The sequence below is a fragment of the Actinocorallia longicatena genome (assembly GCF_039534125.1).
In the GTDB taxonomy this organism is placed as follows: domain Bacteria; phylum Actinomycetota; class Actinomycetes; order Streptosporangiales; family Streptosporangiaceae; genus Actinocorallia; species Actinocorallia longicatena.
Genome location: NZ_BAAAUV010000041.1, coordinates 1 through 18,084 on the forward strand (window position 1 = coordinate 1; position 18,084 = coordinate 18,084).

General features: G+C 71.9%; 17 protein-coding genes. 3 read left to right on the forward strand and 14 right to left on the reverse strand.

Features of this window, described 5'->3' with window-relative positions; translation table 11 throughout:
* Positions 1–424: 424 nt before the first annotated feature.
* The 3 genes from tyrS to ABD785_RS41415 all read right to left on the reverse strand — a co-directional run bounded on the left by tyrS (position 425) and on the right by ABD785_RS41415 (position 2,775).
* Positions 425–1,687, reverse strand: a complete 1,263-nt coding sequence (tyrS, locus tag ABD785_RS38270; RefSeq protein ID WP_344838880.1) for a tyrosine--tRNA ligase — start codon at positions 1,685–1,687, stop codon at positions 425–427.
* Positions 1,688–1,757: 70 nt separating this feature from the next.
* Positions 1,758–2,384 (reverse strand): DNA-3-methyladenine glycosylase, encoded by a 627-nt coding sequence (locus ABD785_RS38275; protein WP_344838883.1) that lies wholly within the window; start codon positions 2,382–2,384, stop codon positions 1,758–1,760.
* 37 nt (positions 2,385–2,421) lie between these two features.
* Positions 2,422–2,775 carry a ClpX C4-type zinc finger protein gene (locus ABD785_RS41415; RefSeq protein ID WP_425547868.1) on the reverse strand — a complete coding sequence of 118 codons (354 nt, stop codon included), beginning with the start codon at positions 2,773–2,775 and terminating at the stop codon, positions 2,422–2,424.
* A gap of 73 nt (positions 2,776–2,848) precedes the next feature.
* On the opposite strand from ABD785_RS41415, the gene ABD785_RS38285 reads away from it, so the two are divergent.
* The gene (locus ABD785_RS38285) at positions 2,849–3,436 is read left to right on the forward strand and encodes a uridine kinase family protein (RefSeq protein ID WP_344838886.1); all 588 of its coding nucleotides are present in this window, start codon (positions 2,849–2,851) and stop codon (positions 3,434–3,436) included.
* 79 nt (positions 3,437–3,515) lie between these two features.
* Here the strand turns inward: ABD785_RS38285 and ABD785_RS38290 are convergent, their stop codons facing one another.
* The 9 genes from ABD785_RS38290 to argC form a co-directional block, all read right to left on the reverse strand.
* Positions 3,516–3,989: a hypothetical protein gene (locus ABD785_RS38290; RefSeq protein ID WP_344838889.1), complete on the reverse strand. Its 474-nt coding sequence runs from the start codon at positions 3,987–3,989 to the stop codon at positions 3,516–3,518.
* Positions 3,990–4,100: 111 nt separating this feature from the next.
* Complete coding sequence (gene argH, locus ABD785_RS38295) at positions 4,101–5,513, reverse strand: argininosuccinate lyase (protein WP_344838892.1); 1,413 nt, start codon at positions 5,511–5,513, stop codon at positions 4,101–4,103.
* A gap of 87 nt (positions 5,514–5,600) precedes the next feature.
* The gene (locus tag ABD785_RS38300; RefSeq protein ID WP_344838895.1) at positions 5,601–6,797 is read right to left on the reverse strand and encodes an argininosuccinate synthase; all 1,197 of its coding nucleotides are present in this window, start codon (positions 6,795–6,797) and stop codon (positions 5,601–5,603) included.
* A 61-nt stretch (positions 6,798–6,858) separates the two neighbouring features.
* Entirely contained in the window at positions 6,859–7,365 is a 507-nt protein-coding gene (locus ABD785_RS38305; RefSeq protein WP_344838898.1) for an arginine repressor, read from the reverse strand.
* 5 nt (positions 7,366–7,370) lie between these two features.
* Positions 7,371–8,282 carry an ornithine carbamoyltransferase gene (gene argF / locus ABD785_RS38310; RefSeq protein ID WP_344838901.1) on the reverse strand — a complete coding sequence of 304 codons (912 nt, stop codon included), beginning with the start codon at positions 8,280–8,282 and terminating at the stop codon, positions 7,371–7,373.
* Between the two features lie 4 nt (positions 8,283–8,286).
* Positions 8,287–9,480, reverse strand: coding sequence for an acetylornithine transaminase (locus ABD785_RS38315; RefSeq protein WP_344838904.1), 1,194 nt, complete (start codon positions 9,478–9,480; stop codon positions 8,287–8,289).
* On the reverse strand, positions 9,477–10,352 hold the full coding sequence (gene argB / locus ABD785_RS38320) for an acetylglutamate kinase (protein WP_344838907.1): 876 nt from the start codon (positions 10,350–10,352) through the stop codon (positions 9,477–9,479). Before argB ends, ABD785_RS38315 begins: the two co-directional genes overlap by 4 nt.
* Positions 10,349–11,503, reverse strand: coding sequence for a bifunctional glutamate N-acetyltransferase/amino-acid acetyltransferase ArgJ (gene argJ / locus ABD785_RS38325; protein ID WP_344838910.1), 1,155 nt, complete (start codon positions 11,501–11,503; stop codon positions 10,349–10,351). Before argJ ends, argB begins: the two co-directional genes overlap by 4 nt.
* Positions 11,504–11,533: 30 nt before the next feature.
* A complete protein-coding gene (gene argC, locus ABD785_RS38330) occupies positions 11,534–12,562 on the reverse strand; it encodes an N-acetyl-gamma-glutamyl-phosphate reductase (RefSeq protein WP_344838913.1) in 1,029 nt (342 codons plus the stop codon).
* 158 nt (positions 12,563–12,720) lie between these two features.
* Between argC and ABD785_RS38335 the strand changes: the two genes are divergently transcribed.
* Both ABD785_RS38335 and ABD785_RS38340 read left to right on the forward strand, forming a co-directional pair.
* Positions 12,721–13,248, forward strand: coding sequence for a SigE family RNA polymerase sigma factor (locus tag ABD785_RS38335; RefSeq protein ID WP_344838916.1), 528 nt, complete (start codon positions 12,721–12,723; stop codon positions 13,246–13,248).
* The gene (locus ABD785_RS38340) at positions 13,235–14,446 is read left to right on the forward strand and encodes a hypothetical protein (RefSeq protein WP_344838919.1); all 1,212 of its coding nucleotides are present in this window, start codon (positions 13,235–13,237) and stop codon (positions 14,444–14,446) included. The genes ABD785_RS38335 and ABD785_RS38340 overlap by 14 nt, the downstream gene beginning before the upstream one ends.
* A gap of 67 nt (positions 14,447–14,513) precedes the next feature.
* Here ABD785_RS38340 and pheT read toward each other — a convergent pair whose 3' ends face one another.
* Together pheT and pheS are read right to left on the reverse strand one after the other, a co-directional pair.
* Positions 14,514–16,973 carry a phenylalanine--tRNA ligase subunit beta gene (pheT, locus tag ABD785_RS38345; RefSeq protein WP_344838921.1) on the reverse strand — a complete coding sequence of 820 codons (2,460 nt, stop codon included), beginning with the start codon at positions 16,971–16,973 and terminating at the stop codon, positions 14,514–14,516.
* On the reverse strand, positions 16,973–18,082 hold the full coding sequence (gene pheS, locus ABD785_RS38350) for a phenylalanine--tRNA ligase subunit alpha (protein ID WP_344838925.1): 1,110 nt from the start codon (positions 18,080–18,082) through the stop codon (positions 16,973–16,975). Before pheS ends, pheT begins: the two co-directional genes overlap by 1 nt.
* Positions 18,083–18,084: the final 2 nt, after the last annotated feature.

The following is an 18,084-nucleotide window of genomic DNA, read 5'->3' on the forward strand; positions in this document are numbered from 1 at the left end:
CCATTATTTTGGCACTGACTTTTAGCACGCTGTTGAGTTCTCAAGAAACGAGCCCGTGAAGTTCCGGCCCTTTCAGGCGTTTCCCTCGCGGTGTGTTCCCAACTTACCAGTCCGTCGGCACCGGTCTGACCCGATGACGTTACCCGGAGGGGTGAGTGGGATTTCGTCTGCCCGGCCGGCCGCTTTCGCGTCCCGCTCCCTGGCGACAGAGAGAACATTACGACCGGCCCCGAACATCGTCAAATCAGGGACGCGGAGCGTGAATCCCCTGTTCAGGCGGCCTTTGTACGCCGTTCACGGTGCCCTGGAGCACGCGGATCAAACTCATTTGTGACGTGGATCTCCCGTGTTTTTGCCGCGGAAATACCGCGGGCCCGCCGGGACCGAAGTCCGGGCGGGCCCGAAGGACAGGAGAATGCGCAGGTCAGCCCGCGATCACGCTGCCGATATTGCGCTTTCCGCGCCGCAGCACGAGGAACCGTCCGTGCAGCAGGTCAGCGGCGGCCGGCACGGCGTCCTCCGACTCGACCTTCGCGTTGTTCACGTACGCCCCGCCCTGGGCGATGGTCCTGCGTGCCTCGGACTTGCTCTTGCACAGCCCGGACTGCACCAGAAGGTCCGCCACCGAGGGCAGGTCACCGGCCGGGACCGTGGCCTGCGGCGCCTCGGCCAGCGCGGAGGCGAGGGTCCGCTCGTCCAGCGCCTCGAGGCCGCCCTGGCCGAACAGCGCGCGGGACGCGGCGATCACGTTCTCGGTCTCCCCCGCCCCGTGGACGAGGGTCGTCAGCTCCTCGGCCAGCGCGCGCTGGCCGATCCTGGCGGCGGGGCTGTCCGCCGACCGCTTCTCCAGCTCCTCGATCTCCTCGCGGGACCGGAAGCTGAAGGTCCGCAGCAGCTTGCCGACCTCCGAGTCCTCGACGTTGATCCAGTACTGGAAGAACGCGTAGGGCGAGGTCAGTTCGGGGTCGAGCCAGATCGCCCCGCCGGCCGTCTTGCCGTACTTGGTGCCGTCGGGCTTGGTGAGCAGTGGGGTGGAGATCACGTGGACGTGGTTCCCGGTGACCCGGCGGATGAGGTCCGTCCCGGCGGTCAGGTTGCCCCACTGGTCGCTGCCCCCGCTCTGCAGCACGCAGCCGTAGCGGCGGTGCAGCTCGAGGAAGTCCATGCCCTGGAGAAGCTGGTAGGAGAACTCGGTGAACGACAGGCCCGCCTCGAGCCTGGACGCCACCACCTCCTTGGCCAGCATCTTGTTGACGGGGAAGTGCTTGCCGATGTCCCGCAGGAAGTCGATCACCGACATCGGGCCGGTCCAGTCGAGGTTGTTGACCATCCGGGCGGCGTTCTCGCCCTCGAAGGACAGGAATCTCGACACCTGCTCCTGGATGCGCTTCACCCAGCCCGCGACGACCTCGGTCGAGTTCAGCGAGCGTTCGGCGGACCTGCCGCTGGGGTCGCCGATGAGGCCTGTCGCTCCGCCTACCAGGGCGAGGGGCTTGTGGCCCGCGAGCTGGAGGCGTCGCATGGTCAGGATCTGGACGAGGTTGCCGACGTGCAGGCTGGGCGCCGTCGGGTCGAAGCCGCAGTAATACGTGACGGGACCGGCCGAGAGGGCCGAGCGCAGCTCTCCCTCGTCGGTGGTCTGGGCCAGCAGGCCACGCCACTGCAGATCGTCCACGATGTGCGTCACGGTCGTCCCTAGTCGAGTCGGTGCGTTGTGGTCCTAAGCCTGCCCGATGAGCAGGCCCGAACGGTAATCCTTAACGCCTCGGGACGTGCGCGCGGTAGGGCGACACGCTCGCCTCTCCCGAGATCCAGAACCGCCAGGGCGTCTCCTTCGCGGTGGACACCCCGGTCCTCGGCCCGGCGAGCACCAGATCCGGGGCGACGGAAGCGCCCGCGGTGATCGTCAGCTCCCCGTCGGCGCAGACGTCGAGCCCGTTCTGCTCGCGCCGGATCCCCAGGGCCTGGCAGAGCCGGGCGGGTCCGCGGGCCAGATCGCGGACCGGCGACCGGGGGCGCCGCGCGGACGCCGTCTCCAGCCCCTCGACGATCTCTCCCGCCCTGAGCAGGACGGCCGACGGGGTTCCCGGCGGCCCGCAGACGAGGTTGACGCAGAAGTGCATCCCGTAGGTGAAGTAGACGTAGGCGTGGCCCGGCTCACCGAACATGACGGCGTTCCGCGGGGTCAGCCCCCGGTAGCAGTGCGAGGCCGGATCGCGCTCCCCCGCGTAGGCCTCGACCTCGGTCAGCCGCACCGCGACGTCCCCGTCGGCGCTCCGCCGGGCGAAGACGCATCCCAGCAGCTCCCGCGCGACGGTCACGACGTCCCGGTCGAAGAACTCCCGCTCCAGCGGCACCTGTGACCCCTCCCCCGGATGATCCATGCCCCGGCCGAGGGTATCCGCCCGCGGGGACGCGGGGTCAGTCCTCGGTGGAGAAGCGTTCCCAGGCGGACTGGCGGGTGATGCCGAGGGCCTGGCCGATGCGGATCCAGGTGACCTCACGGCGGCGCAGCTCCCGGATCCAGGAGCGGAGGTCGGCCTCGACCTGGGCGGAGACATCGCTCGCCCGCGGGAGGTGGGAGAGCATCTCCTCGTCGGACATGCCCTCCCAGGAGGGGAAGCGCGCCTCGGCCGGGCGGCCGCGGTGCTCCTCGATGATCTGGGCGGCGAGGTCGACGCACTGGTCGCAGATGTAGACGCCGGGGCCGGCGACCAGCCTGCCGACGTCGGTCGCGGGCTTGCCGCAGAACGAGCAGTGCGGGACGGACGTCATCGTCGCCTCCAGGCGTCAGGGTTCGCCTGACACGGTAAGGCGTCAGGATGGTCCTGACAAGAAAGGAGACGCGATGGTGGAGGACTTCTCCGCGCTGGCGGCGCGGGTGCTGTCGGGCCCCGCGCGGTGCGGGCCCGTGCGGCTGGTCGCGGTCGACGGGCCCGGTGGGGCGGGGAAGAGCACCTTCGCCGGGCGGCTGGCGTCCGCGCTGGGCGGGGCCCCACTGGTGCACACCGACGACTTCGCCTCGGCGGAGGATCCGCTCGGCTGGTGGGACCGGTTCGAGGCGCAGGTGCTCGCACCGCTGGGGAACGGGCGGCCCGGACGATTCCAGCGCCATGACTGGGAGCGGGGAGAACTCGCCGAATGGCACGACGTGCCGGTCGTCCCATGCGTGGTCGTCGAGGGGGTCTCCTCGGCCCGGCGGGTGGTCGCCGGGCGGCTGACCCTCGCGATCTGGATCGAGACCGGCCGGGACGAGCGGCTGCGCCGGGGCCTCGACCGCGACGGCCCCGAGGCCCTGGGCTTCTGGCGTTCGTGGATGGCGGCGGAGGACCGTCACTACGCCGCCGACCGCACCGCGGAACGCGCCGGCCTCGTGGTCGACGGCCTGCCCGCGCTCCCCCACGACCCCGGACGCTCCTACGTGCGGCTGCGCTGACCACCCCGCACATGACCGGACCGCACTTGACCGGACCGCACCTGACCGGACCGCCCGCGGCCGGACCGCTCGGGACCGTTCAGAACAGGTGGACGCGCTCGTCGACCTGGCGTGCGGGGACGCCGAGGAAGGGACCGGCGTCCGCGCGGCCGTAAGCGAGGTTGAGGACCTCCTGGTGGTAGGTCCACTCGTCGCCACAGCAGCCGGGCGCCGACCGGTGGTTGATCCGCCAGCGGACCCACTCCCCCGGAGGCAGCCGGAGCGCGGGCGGCCGCCGTCGCCGCACCGGATGGCCCCACGGGTCGGGCGTCAGCGTCACCCGCAGCAGCCCGTCCTCCTCCCGGAGATCGACCCGCGGGGGCGGGCCGTCCCGCAGCGTCGAGCGCGGCGCGAACCCGTCGTGCTCGTCCATCGTCACCTCGTGGACGCAGGGACCGGCCGCCCCTTCCGGCAGGCCGAACGCCTCCGGCACGGCGTTGCGCAGGGCGGCTCCCCCGCCCCCGCGCGACCGCTTGGTCCACGAGGTGCGCACCCACTGCGCGACGACGTCCATGCCGCCCACCCTCCCCGCCCGCCGCTCCCCCGTCAAAGGGAATTCACGGCCCCAGAGCATGGGAAAGGCCCGCCCCCACCGGTGCGGCGGGGAGCGGGCCGGAAAAGGTCTCTAGTAGTCGCTGGCCCACGCCGCGGCGGAGTCGCCGAAGGCGCGCAGGTCGTCGATCTGCTCCTGGACGCGCTCGGGGGCGGTGCCGCCGTGCGCCTTGCGGGAGGCGATCGCGCCGGGCACGTTCAGGACCTCGCGGACGTCCGGGGTCAGGTGCGGGGAGACCTTGGCGAGCTCGTCGTCGGTGAGGTCGCCGAAGTCCTTGTCGTTGACCTGGCACCAGACGACGAGATGGCCGACGACCTCGTGGGCGTCGCGGAAGACCACGCCGCGGCGGACCAGGAGCTCGGCCAGGTCGGTCGCCAGGGCGAAGCCCTGCGGGGCCAGCTCCTCCAGGCGCGCGGTGTTGACGCGCATGGTGGCGATCAGGCCGGAGACCGCGGGCAGGACGAGCAGCAGGGTCTCGACGGCGTCGAAGGCCCCCTCCTTGTCCTCCTGGAGGTCGCGGTTGTAGGTGAGCGGCAGGCCCTTGAGGGTGGTCAGCAGGCCGACCAGGCTGCCGATGAGGCGGCCCGCCTTACCGCGCGCCAGCTCGGCGACATCGGGGTTCTTCTTCTGGGGCATGATCGACGAACCCGTGGCGTAGGTGTCGTCCATCTCGATCCAGCGGAACTCCTGCGACGCCCACAGGCAGATCTCCTCGCCGATGCGCGACAGGTGCACGCCCGCCAGCGCCGCGGCGAAGAGGAACTCGGCGACGAAGTCGCGGTCGGAGACGGCGTCCATCGAGTTGGCCGCCGCCGCGGTGAAGCCGAGTTCCTGCGCGACGGCCTGCGGGTCGAGCGGCAGGGAGGAGCCCGCGAGGGCACCCGAGCCGAGCGGGGAGATCGCGGCGCGCTTGTCCCAGTCGCGGAACCGGTCGATGTCGCGGGAGATGGCGTGGACGTGCGCGAGCAGCTGGTGGGAGAAGAGCACCGGCTGGGCGTGCTGGAGGTGGGTCATGCCGGGGCAGGCCACGCCCATGTTGGCCTCAGCCTGGCCGATCAGCGCCGCCTGGAGCTCGACGAGCCGCGACACGATCCGCCGGACGTGGTCGCGCAGGTAGAGCCGCAGATCGGTGGCGACCTGGTCGTTGCGCGAACGGCCCGCGCGGAGCTTGCCGCCCAGCGAGCCGAGCCGCTCCAGCAGGCCGCGCTCCAGCGCGGTGTGCACGTCCTCGTCGGCCACGGTCGGCCGGAACTCGCCCGACGCGCACGCCTGCTCGAGGTCGTCGAGTGCGGCGATCATCTTGGCCAGCTCGTCCTCGGACAGCAGGCCGGCCCGGCTCAGCACGCGGGCGTGCGCGCGCGAACCCGCGATGTCGTACGGCGCGAGCCGCCAGTCGAACTGGACGCTCACGGACAGGCGCGCCAGCGCGTCGGACGGGCCGCCTTCGAACCGTCCGCCCCACAGCCGGGTCGGTGCCTTGCTCACAGTGCTTCCTTACTCGTCGTCACACATCAGTTGTACAGCGCCGGGGCTCTTCACCGCCCCGGGCCCTGTGGATAACCAGGTCCTGCTTCAGGCCCTGCGGTCGCGGACAGCCGCGATCTTCGACGGCAGCGACCACAGCTCGACGAAGCCCTTGGCGAGGCTCTGGTCGAAGGTGTCGCCGGTGTCGTACGTCGCCAGATCGTAGTCGTACAGGGACGTGCCGGAGCGCCGTCCGGTGACGACGGCGCGCCCTCCGTGCAGCGTCAGCCGGACGTCACCCGAGACGTGCTTCTGGGCGTCGTCGATGAAGGCGTCGAGGGCGTGCTTGAGCGGCGAGAACCACAGGCCGTCGTAGACGAGCTCACCCCACCGCTGGTCGACCTGGCGCTTGAACCGGGCGAGGTCGCGCTCGATCGTCACGTTCTCGAGCTCCTGGTGCGCCGCCAGCAGGGCGATCGCGGCCGGAGCCTCGTACACCTCGCGGGACTTGATGCCGACGAGGCGGTCCTCGACCATGTCGAGGCGGCCGACGCCCTGGGCGCCCGCCCGCCGGTTCAGCTCGTCGATGATCTGGAACGGGGTCAGGGCCCGCCCGTCGATCGCGACCGGGACCCCGGCCTCGAAGCCGATGACCAGCTCGTCGGCCTCCCGCGCCACCGAGGGATCGGCGGTGTAGGAGTACAGGTCCTCGATCGGGGCGTTCCAGATGTCCTCGAGGAAGCCCGTCTCGACGGCGCGGCCCCACAGGTTCTGGTCGATCGAGTAGGGGTTCTTGTCCGACACCTCGATCGGCAGGCCCTTCTCCTCCGCGAAGGCGATGGCCTTGTCGCGGGTCCAGGCGTAGTCACGGGCCGGTGCGACGACCTTCAGCTCCGGGTTGAGTGCGGCCAGGCCCGCCTCGAACCGCACCTGGTCGTTGCCCTTGCCGGTGCAGCCGTGCGAGACGACCGTCCCGCCGAAGGTCGCGGCGGCCGCGGCGAGATGCTTGACGATCAGCGGCCGGGACAGCGCGGAGACCAGCGGGTAGCGGTCCATGTAGAGGGCGTTGGCGCGGATCGCGGGGAAGCAGAAGTCCCGGGCGAACTCCTCCTTGGCGTCCACGACGACGGCCTCGACCGCGCCGCAGTCCAGCGCCCGCTGCCGGATCTCGTTCATGTCCTCGCCACCCTGGCCGCAGTCCACGGCCACGGCGACGACCTCGGCTCCCATCCGGTCGGCGAGGAACGGGATCGCCACCGACGTGTCGAGCCCGCCCGAGTACGCCAGGACAACGCGCTCGCTCATTGGTCTTCTCCTCAGTTCTTCGAATGTTCGTGCATGCAGGGGCCCGGGGCTCCGGGGAGCCCTAGCCTCGTCGCTCCGTCAGCCGGAGGAGCTGGGCCGCGACGGCCTCGCCGCCGACGGGGTCGCGTGAGATGACGAGGATCGAGTCGTCGCCCGCGACCGTCCCGAGGATGGAGGGCCACTCGGCGTGGTCGATGGCCGAGGCCAGGTATTGCGCGGCGCCCGGCGGCGTCCGGACGATCACCAGGTTGGCCGAGGCCTCCGCCGAGACCAGCAGTTCCTGGGCCAGCCGGACGAGCCGGCCGGAGAAGCTCTCCGTCGACCCGGTCTTCGCCTTCTTGATGCGTTCGCCGCCCTCGCCGGGCACGGCGTAGACCAGCGTCCCCTCGTCGGTCCGCAGCCGGACCGCCCCGATCTCGACCAGGTCGCGCGACAGGGTCGCCTGGCCGACCTCCATGCCGGAGTCGGCGAGCAGCTTGGCGAGTTCGCCCTGCGAGTGCACCGGGTGCCGTTCCAGCAGCTCCAGCACCCGCGCCTGCCGTGCGGCCTTGGTCATCGGGGTCGTCATCGTCTCTATCTCTCCAGCAGCCAGGTCAGCAGTGCCTTCTGTGCGTGAAGCCGGTTCTCGGCCTCGTCCCAGACCACGCTGTGCGGCCCGTCGAGCACCGAGGCGGCGATCTCCTTGTCCCGGTAGGCCGGGAGGCAGTGCAGCACCGACACGTCGGCCTTCGCCAGGGCGACGAGGTCCTCGGTGACGGCGTAGGGCTCGTAGATCGCGGTGTCCTTGGCGTCCTGGCCCATGGAGGACCACGTGTCGGTGGCGAGGACGTCCGCGCCCACGGCGGCCTCCCGCGCGTCGGTGGTCACCTCGATCGACCCGCCGGTCGCCTTGGAGATCTCCTCCGCACGGTGCCACACATCCGGCGACGGTGTGTGCCCTTCGGGCGCGGCGATCCTGACGTGCATCCCCGCGGTCGCCCCTCCGAGCAGGTAGGAGTGGGCCATGTTGTTGGCGCCGTCGCCGAAGTAGGCCAGCGTGACGCCGGTCAGACGGCCCTTCGCCTCGATGACGGTCTGCAGGTCGGCGAGGATCTGGCAGGGGTGGAACTCGTCGGTCAGCGCGTTGACGACCGGCACCGACGACGCCCCGGCCATCTCCTCGATCCGGGACTGCCCGAAGGTCCGCCAGACGATCGCCGAGCAGATCCGCTCCAGCACCTTCGCGGTGTCGGCGATGGTCTCGCCGCGGCCGAGCTGGCTGGTCTGGGAGTCGATGACCAGCGGGTTTCCGCCGAGGTCGGCGACGCCCGCCATGAACGACACCCGGGTCCGGGTCGACGGCTTGTCGAACAGGATCGCCACGCTCCGCGGGCCGGCCAGCGGCTTGTGCGCGAAGCGGTCCTTCTTCATCTCGGCGGCGAGGGCCAGCACCTCGGCCTGCTCGGCCGGGGAAAGGTCGTCGTCTCTCAGGAAATGGCGTGTCATGGGACTACTCCTGGGGGGAGGCGGAGTCGAGGATGCCGGGCAGGGCCGCGGTGAACGACCGCGCCTGCTCGGCCGTGATGATCAGGGGCGGGGCGAGCCTGACGACGTCCGGCTGGACGGCGTTGACGAGGAACCCGGCGGCCTTGGCGGCCTCCTGGACGGCCCCCGCGTGGGCGCCGTCGAGGACGAGGCCGATCCACAGGCCACGGCCGCGCACGCCGAGCAGCAGCGGATGCCCGACGGCCGCGAGCTCGGCCGCCCACTGCTCCCCGAGCGTCCGGGCGTGCCCGAGGAGGCCGTCGGAGGCGATGGTCTTCAGCACGCACAGCGCGGCCGCGGCCGAGACGGGGTTCCCGCCGAACGTCGAGCCGTGGTCGCCCTTGGCGAAGATGGTCGCGGCGGAGCCGAAGCCGACGCACGCGCCGATCGGCAGCCCGCCGCCGAGGCCCTTGGCCAGGGTGAGGATGTCGGGCCTGATGTCCTCGAGCTGGTGGGCGAACCACGCACCGGATCGGCCGATCGCCGACTGGATCTCGTCCAGGACGAGCAGCGCCCCCGCGTCCGTGCAGATCTCCCGGACGGCCTTGAAGTAGCCCTCGGGCGCGGGGACGACGCCGCCCTCGCCCTGGGTCGGCTCGAGGAACACCGCGGCGCACTCCGGCCCCACGGCAGCGCGCAGCGCCTCGGCGTCCCCGAACGGAACGAACCGGACGTCCGCGGCGAACGGCCCGAACGGCTCCCTGATCGCGGCCTTGCCGGTCAGCGACAGGGCGCCCATCGACCGGCCGTGGAAGCCGTTCTCCGCGGCCACGAAGTAGGTCCTGCCGTGCTGCTTGCCGAACTTGATCGCCATCTTCAGCGCGCACTCGTTGGCCTCGGTGCCGCTGTTGGACAGGAACACCCGGGCGTCGCCGCCGAGCAGCGACAGCAGCTCCTCGGCCAGCTCGATCTCGGGCTCGTTGACGAACAGGTTCGAGGTGTGGGCGATCGAGCCGGCCTGCTCGGCGATCGCGGCGGTCAGGCCGCGGTGGCCGTGGCCCAGCGAGGTGACGGCGATGCCGCCGATGAGGTCGAGGTAGGACTCGCCGTCGGCGTCCCTGACCACACAGCCCTCACCGGAGACCAGGACGGTCGGCGGCACGCCGTAGTTCGGCATGAAAGCGGCCTCGTAACGGGCCTGCAGCGACTTCGAGCTCATGACGGCACCACCATCGTTCCGATTCCCTCATCCGTGAAGATCTCCAGCAGCAGCGAGTGCGGGATCCGGCCGTCCAGGACGTGCGCCTGCGGCACCCCGTTGCTCACGGCGTGCAGGCAGGCGCCCATCTTCGGGACCATGCCCGAGGCCAGTTCCGGCAGCATCGCCTCCAGCTCGTCCGCGGTCAGCGAGCGGATCACCTCGTCGCTGTCGGGCCAGTCGGCGTACAGGCCCTCGACGTCGGTGAGGACGATCAGCTTCTCCGCGTTCAGGGCCGCGGCCAGGGCGGCCGCCGCGGTGTCGGCGTTGACGTTGAAGACCGACCCGTCCTCGCCGCGCGCCACCGAGGAGACGACCGGGATCCGGCCGTCGTCCAGGAGGCTCTGCACGGCGCCGGACTCGACCTTGACGATCTCGCCGACCTGGCCGATGTCGACCGGGACGCCGTCGACGACCACGGTCGTCTTCTCCGCGGTGAACATGTGGGCGTCCTCGCCGGACATCCCGACGGCGTAGGGGCCGTGCGCGTTGATCAGGCCGACGATCTCCGGGTTGACCTCGCCGGTCAGCACCATCCGGACGACCTTCATCGCCTCGGGCGTGGTGACGCGCAGCCCGCCGGTGAAGTGGGACTCGATCCCGAACATCTCCAGCGCCCTGCTGATCTGCGGTCCGCCGCCGTGCACGACCACGGGACGCAGCCCGGCCAGCCGCAGGAAGACCACGTCGCTGGCGAAGGCCTCCCGCAGGGACTCCTCGGTCATCGCGTTGCCGCCGTACTTGATCACGACGGTCTTGCCCTTGAACCGCTCCAGCCAGGGCAGCGCCTCGATCAGGACGGCGGCCTTGTCCCGCGCCTCGCGCCGGTTCACGAGCTGTACGCCGAGTTCTCGTGGACGTACTCGGCGGTGAGGTCGGTGGTCCAGACCGTCGCGGAGTGGTTGCCCGCCGCGAGGTCCACGGTGATCGCGATGTCGCGGGGCCGCAGGTCGACCTTCGAGCGGTCCTCGCCGTTCGAGCCGCCCCGGCAGACCCAGATCCCGTTGATCGCGACGTTCAGGGAGTCGGCGTCGAAGACCGCGTCGGTGGTGCCGACGGCCGACAGCACCCGGCCCCAGTTCGGGTCCTCGCCGTGCAGCGCGCACTTCAGCAGGTTGTTGCGGGCGATGGACTTGCCGACGACGACCGCGTCGCGCACGCTCGCCGCGCCCACGACCTCGATCGTGATCGCCTTGGACGCCCCCTCGGCGTCGACGAGAAGCTGCCGGGTGAGGTCGTTGCAGACCTCGGTGAGCACGGTGGTGAACTCCTGCTCGGCCGGGGTGATCCCGGTGGCGCCGGACGCCATGAGGATCACGGTGTCGTTGGTCGACATGCAGCCGTCGGCGTCGAGCCGGTCGAAGGAGACGCTCGTGGCGGCCCGCAGCGCCCTGTCGAGGGCGGCGGCGTCGAGGTCGGCGTCGGTGGTGATCACCACGAGCATCGTGGCGAGGGAGGGTGCGAGCATGCCCGCGCCCTTGGCCATCCCGCCGATCATGTAGCCGCCCTCACCGCGCCGGAAGGAGATCTTGGCGACGGAGTCGGTGGTGCGGATGGCGTCGGCGGCGGCCAGCCCGCCGTCCCTGCTGAGCTCGGCCGCGGCGGTGTCGATGCCCGCCAGCAGCGGCTCCATCGGCAGGCGCAGGCCGATCAGGCCGGTCGAGCAGACCGCGATCTCGCCCGCCGAGTCCGCCAGGACCTCGGCGACCTTCTCGGCGGTGGCGTGGGTGTCCTGGAAGCCCGGGGAGCCGGTGCAGGCGTTGGCTCCGCCGGAGTTCAGCACGACGGCCTTGAGACGCCCGCCGGTGATGACCTGCTCGGTCCAGCGGACCGGCGCCGCCTTGACCCGGTTGGCGGTGAAGACCGCGGCGGCGGCGCGCGAGGGCCCCTCGTTGACGACCAGGGCCAGGTCGCGGTTGCCGTTCTCCTTGATTCCTGCGGCGATGCCTGCGGCCCGGAAGCCGAGTGGTGCGGTGACGCTCATGTCGTCGGTTCCTTAAGGAATGAGGGGTGGTCAGGGAGCGACGGCGAGGGTGGACAGGCCCAGCTCCTCGGCCAGGCCGAGGGCGATGTTCGTGGACTGGATCGCTCCGCCCGCGGTGCCCTTGGTGAGGTTGTCGATGGCGGCGACGACCACGATGCGGCCCGCGCGCTCGTCCAGGGCGACCTGGAGGAGGGCGGTGTTCGCGCCGAGGGTCATCGCCGTGGACGGCCACTGCCCCTCCGGCAGCAGGTCGACGAACGGCTCGTCGGCGTAGGCGTCCTCGTAGACCCGGCGCAGCCCGTCGGCGGTGAGGCCGGGCTCGGCCTTGACGGTGCAGGTGGCCAGGATGCCCCGGCTCATGGGCGCCAGCGTCGGGGTGAAGGAGACGGTGACCGGCTCCCCCGCGACGGCGGACAGGTTCTGGACGATCTCCGGTGTGTGCCGGTGGACACCGCCGACCCCGTAGGCCGACACCGCCCCCATGACCTCGCTGCCCAGCAGGCTGACCTTGGCCGCCTTCCCCGCTCCCGAGGTGCCCGAGGCCGCGACGATCACGATGTCGTTCCCCGCGATCCCGGCGGCGTAGGCCGGGACGAGCGCGAGGGTCGAGACGGTCGGATAGCAGCCGGGCACGGCGATGCGCTTCGTCCCGGCCAGGACCTCCCGCTGGCCCGGCAGCTCGGGCAGCCCGTAGGGCCAGGTCCCCGCGTGGGGAGAGCCGTAGAAGTGCTCCCAGTCGGCGGCGTCCCTCAGCCGGAAGTCGGCGCCGCAGTCGACGACCAGGACGTCGTCGCCGAGCTGGGCGGCCAGCGGCCCCGAGGCGCCGTGCGGAAGGGCCAGGAAGACCACGTCGTGGCCCGCAAGAGTTTCCGGGGTGGTCTCGGTCAGGACGCGCGTGGCCAGGGATCGCAGGTGGGGCTGGAGCGCCCCGAGCGCGCTGCCCGCGTTGCTCCCCGCGGTCAGCGTTCCGATCTCGAACCCCGGGTGACCGGCCAGGATGCGCAGGAGTTCGCCGCCCGCGTATCCACTGGCCCCGGCCACCGCAGCCCGGATTCCCATGGGTCTCCCCTTCGTCGTTGTGTTGATGATTATGCAACCTCATGGATGAGTATTCAACACAGTTCTCGAATCTTCTCAGACTCTGGACATGGGAGGATTCGGGACGACCAGTGCAACCTTTCGGTCAAGATGGGTGTCCTAGGAGGGGAGGTACGTAAATGCGGCGCGGCGAGTCGGACGATCCGTTCGAGGAGTTCGTGGCCAACCGGTTCACCGCCCTCTACCGCTACGCCTACGTCCTCACAGGCAACCAGCACGACGCCGAAGACCTGGTCCAGGAGGCGCTGACCCGTACGGGGGTGGCCTGGAACCGGGTCAGGCGCAAGGACGATCCGGAGGGCTACGTGCGCACCACGATGGCCCGCATCATGGCCAACAAGTGGCGCAGACCCAAGCTCGAGCACCTCGTCGAGGACGTTCCCGAGAACGCCGCGGAGGATCCCGAGCTCGGCCGGATCACCGAGATGGACGGGCTGGACGCGGCCCTCGCCTCACTTCCCCGGCGGATGCGGGCGGTGCTCGTCCTCCGCTATTTCGAACAATTGAGCGAAGAGGAGACGGCGCAGGTGCTCGGCTGCTCCAAGGGCACCGTCAAGAGCCAGGCGTCGCGTGCGATGGCCAAGCTCCGCGCCAACATGCTCCCCCAGGAACCGGCTCTTCAGGAGGACCGACGTGGAAGATCTTGAGCGGCTCGTCGCCGGAAGGCTGCGCGCTCTCGACGAAGCGGCCCCCTCCCCCGAAGCACGCGATCGCATCCTCGGCGACGTGAGACGCACGGTCACGACCCGGCGGCGCAGACGCAGAGCCCTCCAGTCGGCCGCGGGCGCGTCCCTGGTGGCCGTCGCGGTCGTCGCCGCCCCCGTCCTGCTGGGCGGCGCGGGCGAGCCCGGACACGACTCCCCCGAACCCGCCCCGCTGGCCGCGACCGCCCAGCGCCCGACCGCGGAGAACGAGAAGGAGGGCACCGGCAAGGCCGGGAACCCGCCCAGGACCCGCACGAAGCCGCCCGTCAAGGCCGGGACCGCCGGCGGCACCCTGCCCGGCGGGATGGTCCTGTCGGCCTTCGGCGTGGCCTCCGACGGCGCCGTGCTCGGCGAGGGCCGCACCGGCTCCGACAGCGACGGCACCCTGTGGCGCGCCGACCTCAACGACCTGCTGGCCGCGCCCGTCCCCGTCACCAGGTCCGAGGGGCTCACCGGGGCCTCCGGCGGCGACGCCCTGACCGTCTGGGCGGAGGAGACCGGCTCCGGCGTCGAGGTCCTGTGCCAGGACGGCGACGGCACGACCATCTCGCTCGGCGGCGGCCTGGACGAGGACCACGGCTACCACGCCGACGGCGCCTACGCCGTGTGGACCGACGACGCCGGCACCGTCTGGTCGGCCAAGGGCTGCGACGCCGCCCCCCGGCAGCTCGCCGAGGGCTACGCCGCGGGCTTCGCCTACCCCTACGCCTACGTCCTGGCGACGGGCGCCGGCGGGGCCCCGACCGGCGAGCTGAGCCGCCTGCACGTCGAGACCGGCGCCGGGGAGACCCATGACGTCCCGGCCGGCCTGCTGGCGGGCGACGACGTGATGTACGCCGCGGGCAAGGGCACCTTCAGCATCGCCCACGGCAGCGCCCTCACCGTCTTCGACACCTCCACCTGGGCCCGGCGCACCCTCGGCAAGAGGCTTCCCGCCGCCGGCGGCTCCGGGCACTCCTTCCTGACCGCGGGCGACGACCTGATCGTCTACTCCAGCCGCGCCGCCTCGGCCAAGTCCCTGATCTACGACGTGAACGCCACCCGGGCCAAGACCGTCCAGGGCGAGGCCTTCACCAAGGGCCCGTGGCTGCTCACCCGCACCGATCCCGCCGACGACTACGCCCTCAAGCCCTCCGGCTGACGGCCCGCCCGCAACGGAAGGAGCCCGCCTCCCCGAGGGGAGACGGGCTCCTGTCGTGAGCGCCGGTTCAGCCGCGCAGGGCCGCCCCCGTGCGGGACGCCGCCTCGGCCACCGCGGCGTCGCGCGCCGCCGTGACCTCCTCGGACTTGAGGGTGCGGTCGGCCGCCCGGAAGCGCAGGGCGAAGGCGAGCGACTTGTTGCCCGCGCCCGCCTGGTCCCCGGTGTAGACGTCGAACAGCCGCAGCGACTCCAGGAGCTCTCCCGCGCCCTCGCGGAGCGCCGACTCGACCTCGGCGGCCGGGACCGTCTCGGCGACGATCAGAGCCACGTCCTGGGTCGCCACCGGGTAGGTCGAGACATGGGACGAGGTCGGGACGTGCGAGGCGTCCAGGCGGGACAGCTCCAGCTCCAGCGCGCACGCCCGGGCCGGCAGGCCGTAGGCCGCCACCACGCGCGGGTGCAGCTCACCGGCGTGACCGACCAGGGTGCCGCCCACGTAGAGGGCGGCGCACCTGCCGGGGTGCCAGGGAGCGTGCTGGTCCTGGACGACGCGCAGCTCGGCTCCGGCCTCGCGGACGATCAGCCGGGCGGCCTCGACGGCGTCCTGCCAGCCGTGGGCCCGGCCCCCGCCCCACCAGCCCGACGGCTCGGCGCGGCCCGCCAGCAGGACCGCGACGCGCTCCGGCTGGTGCGGGAGCGCTGCCTCGATCGCCGCGAGCTGCTCGGCCGTGGGCGCCGCGTCGACGCCGTAGGCCGGGACCTTGCCCGCGTTCGGCTCCGGCCGGAAGACCGTGCCGAGCTCGAACACCGCCAGATCGGCCTGGCCGCGGCCCAGGTTGCGGACGGCCGTGCGGAAGAGGTTCGGCAGCAGCGTCGTGCGCAGCAGCGGCTCGTCCTCCGACAGCGGGTTCGCCAGCCGCAGGGCGGTGCGGCGGGCGTCGTCGGCGGGGAGCTGGAGGGCGTCCCAGTCCTTCGCCGACACGAACGGGTAGCTGAGGACCTCGGTGTGGCCCGTCGCGGCGAGGATCCGGCCGACCCTGCGGCGCAGCCGCTGGACCGGGGTCAGGCCGCGGCCCGCCGACGGGCGCGGGGCCCGCTCGGGGATCCGGTCGAACCCCTCGAGCCGGATGACCTCCTCGGCGAGGTCGTTCGGGTCGGTCAGGTCCGGACGCCACGGCGCCGGGACGACCGTGATCGGGTCGGTTCCGGTGACCGTGCAGCCGACCTGCTCCAGCCGGTGGACGACCGTCTCCCGCGGGTACTCCACGCCCGACACCCGCGAGGGGTGGGCGACCGGGATCGTGATCGTCACCGTCTCGGCCGGCGCCTCGGCGTGCGTGACCCCCGGGACGATCTCCGCGCCGCCCAGCTCGGCCAGCAGCCGGGCCGCCCGCAGGGACGCCCGCAGCGGCAGCTCGCGGTCGACGCCGCGGGCGAACCGGTAGGACGCCTCGGAGTGCAGCTTGTGCCGCCGGACCATCTTCGCGACGCCGATCGCCTCGAAGTGCGCGGCCTCGATCACGAGGTCGGTCGAGGCGTCGTCGATCTCGGTGTTCAGCCCGCCCATGGTCCCGGCCATCGAGATCGGGCCCGAGGCGTCGGTGATGAGCACGTCGTTCGGGTCGAGGGTGCGGGTGACGTGGTCGAGCGTCTCCAGCTTCTCCCCCGCCGCGGCCCTGCGCACGACGATCGGGCCGGTCAGCTTGGCCGCGTCGAAGGCGTGCAGCGGCTGGCCGAGCTCGAGCATCAGGTAGTTGGTGATGTCGACGGCCAGCGACACCGGGCGCATCCCCGCGCGGTGCAGGCGGGCCTGCATCCACAGCGGCGACGTGCGCGAGGGGTCGAAGCCGCGCACCCGGCGCAGCACGAACCGGTCGCAGGCCGACGGGTCGCCGATGGAGGCCGGGTAGGACTCCCCCGCGCCCTCGTCGCCGTCGAGCGGCACGTCGGCGGGGTCGGTGAAGGCGACGCCGTAGGCGGTGGCGGCCTCGCGGGCCACGCCCCGGATCGACAGCGCGTAGCCGCGGTCGGGGGTGACGGCGATGTCGAGGACGTCGTCGCGCAGGCCCAGCAGCTCGATGGCGTCCACGCCGACCCCGGTCTCCTCGGGGAGGATCAGGATGCCGTCGTGGTCGTCGCCGACGCCGAGCTCGCGCAGCGAGCAGATCATGCCCTCGGACAGCTTGCCGTAGGTCTTGCGGGCGCCCACGGCGAAGCCGCCGGGCAGCACCGCGCCGGGCATGACCACGACGACGGTGTCGCCGACGGCGAAGTTCCTGGCGCCGCAGATGAGGTTCTGCGGCTCGGCGTTGCCGACGTCGACCGTGCACCAGCGGATCGGCTTCTTGAACTCGGTGAGCTCCTCGATGGTGAGGACCTTGCCGGTGACGATCGGGCCGGTGATGTCGGACGTCTCGACCGTCTCGACCTCCAGGCCGGCCGCGATGAGCCTGGCGGCCAGCTCACGGCCGGTCACCTCGGCGGGCAGCGCCGCGTACTCACGCAGCCACGAAAGCGGGGCCCGCATCAGATCTCCATCCCGAACGGGAGGGTGAACCGGACGTCACCCTCGACCATGTCGTGCATGTCCTCGACACCGTGGCGGAACATCAGGGTCCGCTCGACGCCGAGGCCGAAGGCCCAGCCGCTGTAGCGTTCCGGGTCGACGCCCGCGGCGACGAGCACCCGCGGGTTGACCATGCCGCAGCCGCCGATCTCGATCCAGCCCTCGGACGAGCAGGTGCGGCACGGCGCGGCGGGATCGCCGACGGACGCGCCCCTGCACACGAAGCACTGCATGTCGACCTCGGCCGACGGCTCGGTGAAGGGGAAGTACGACGGGCGCAGCCGGACGGGCAGCGGGTCGCCGAACAGGCCGTTCACGAAGGCCGCGATCGCGCCCTTGAGGTCGGCCATCGTCAGGCCCTCGTCGATGGCCAGGCCCTCGAGCTGGTGGAAGACCGGGCTGTGGGTGGCGTCCAGCTCGTCGGTCCTGAAGGTCTTGCCGGGGGCGACGACGTAGACGGGCAGCTCACGCGAGAGCAGCGCCCGGACCTGGACCGGCGAGGTGTGCGTGCGCATCACCATGCCGGAGTCCTCGGACTCCACGAAGAAGGTGTCCTGCATCTCCCGCGCCGGGTGGTCGGGCGGGAAGTTGAGGGCGTCGAAGTTGAACCACTCGGCCTCGATCTCGGGGCCCTCGGCGATCTCGAAGCCCATCGAGACGAACACGTCGGCCATCCGCTCGGCCATCGTGGTCAGCGGGTGGCGGGCGCCGAGCGGGGCGCGGTCCCACGGCAGGGTGACGTCGACCGTCTCCTCCACCAGGACGCGCTCGTCGCGCTCGGCCTCGAGCCGTTCCTGCCGGGCCTTCAGCGCCTGGCCGACGGCGCCGCGGGCGGCGCCGATGCGCTTGCCGGCGTCGGCCTTGGCGTGCGGCGGCAGGGCCCCGATCTCGCGGTTGGCGAGGGCCAGCGGCGACCGGTCCCCCGCGTGGGCGAGCCGGACCTCCTTCAGCTCGTCGAGCGAGGCGGCCGCGGTGATCGCGGCGAGGGCCTCGTCCCGGAACCGGTCGAGTTCCTCGGGCTTCAGCACGGCGACCTCCACCGGGTCGTACGACTTGTTGGGTGCAGACATGG

Coding starts and splice junctions, on each gene's coding strand:
- ABD785_RS38275 (WP_344838883.1), bottom strand. CDS start 2,384: ATGGATCATCCGGGGGAGGGGTCACAGGTGCCGCTGGAGCGGGAGTTC.
- ABD785_RS41415 (WP_425547868.1), bottom strand. CDS start 2,775: ATGACGTCCGTCCCGCACTGCTCGTTCTGCGGCAAGCCCGCGACCGAC.
- ABD785_RS38285 (WP_344838886.1), top strand. CDS start 2,849: ATGGTGGAGGACTTCTCCGCGCTGGCGGCGCGGGTGCTGTCGGGCCCC.
- ABD785_RS38290 (WP_344838889.1), bottom strand. CDS start 3,989: ATGGACGTCGTCGCGCAGTGGGTGCGCACCTCGTGGACCAAGCGGTCG.
- ABD785_RS38300 (WP_344838895.1), bottom strand. CDS start 6,797: ATGAGCGAGCGCGTTGTCCTGGCGTACTCGGGCGGGCTCGACACGTCG.
- ABD785_RS38305 (WP_344838898.1), bottom strand. CDS start 7,365: ATGACGACCCCGATGACCAAGGCCGCACGGCAGGCGCGGGTGCTGGAG.
- argF (WP_344838901.1), bottom strand. CDS start 8,282: ATGACACGCCATTTCCTGAGAGACGACGACCTTTCCCCGGCCGAGCAG.
- ABD785_RS38315 (WP_344838904.1), bottom strand. CDS start 9,480: ATGAGCTCGAAGTCGCTGCAGGCCCGTTACGAGGCCGCTTTCATGCCG.
- argJ (WP_344838910.1), bottom strand. CDS start 11,503: ATGAGCGTCACCGCACCACTCGGCTTCCGGGCCGCAGGCATCGCCGCA.
- argC (WP_344838913.1), bottom strand. CDS start 12,562: ATGGGAATCCGGGCTGCGGTGGCCGGGGCCAGTGGATACGCGGGCGGC.
- ABD785_RS38335 (WP_344838916.1), top strand. CDS start 12,721: ATGCGGCGCGGCGAGTCGGACGATCCGTTCGAGGAGTTCGTGGCCAAC.
- pheT (WP_344838921.1), bottom strand. CDS start 16,973: ATGCGGGCCCCGCTTTCGTGGCTGCGTGAGTACGCGGCGCTGCCCGCC.
- pheS (WP_344838925.1), bottom strand. CDS start 18,082: ATGTCTGCACCCAACAAGTCGTACGACCCGGTGGAGGTCGCCGTGCTG.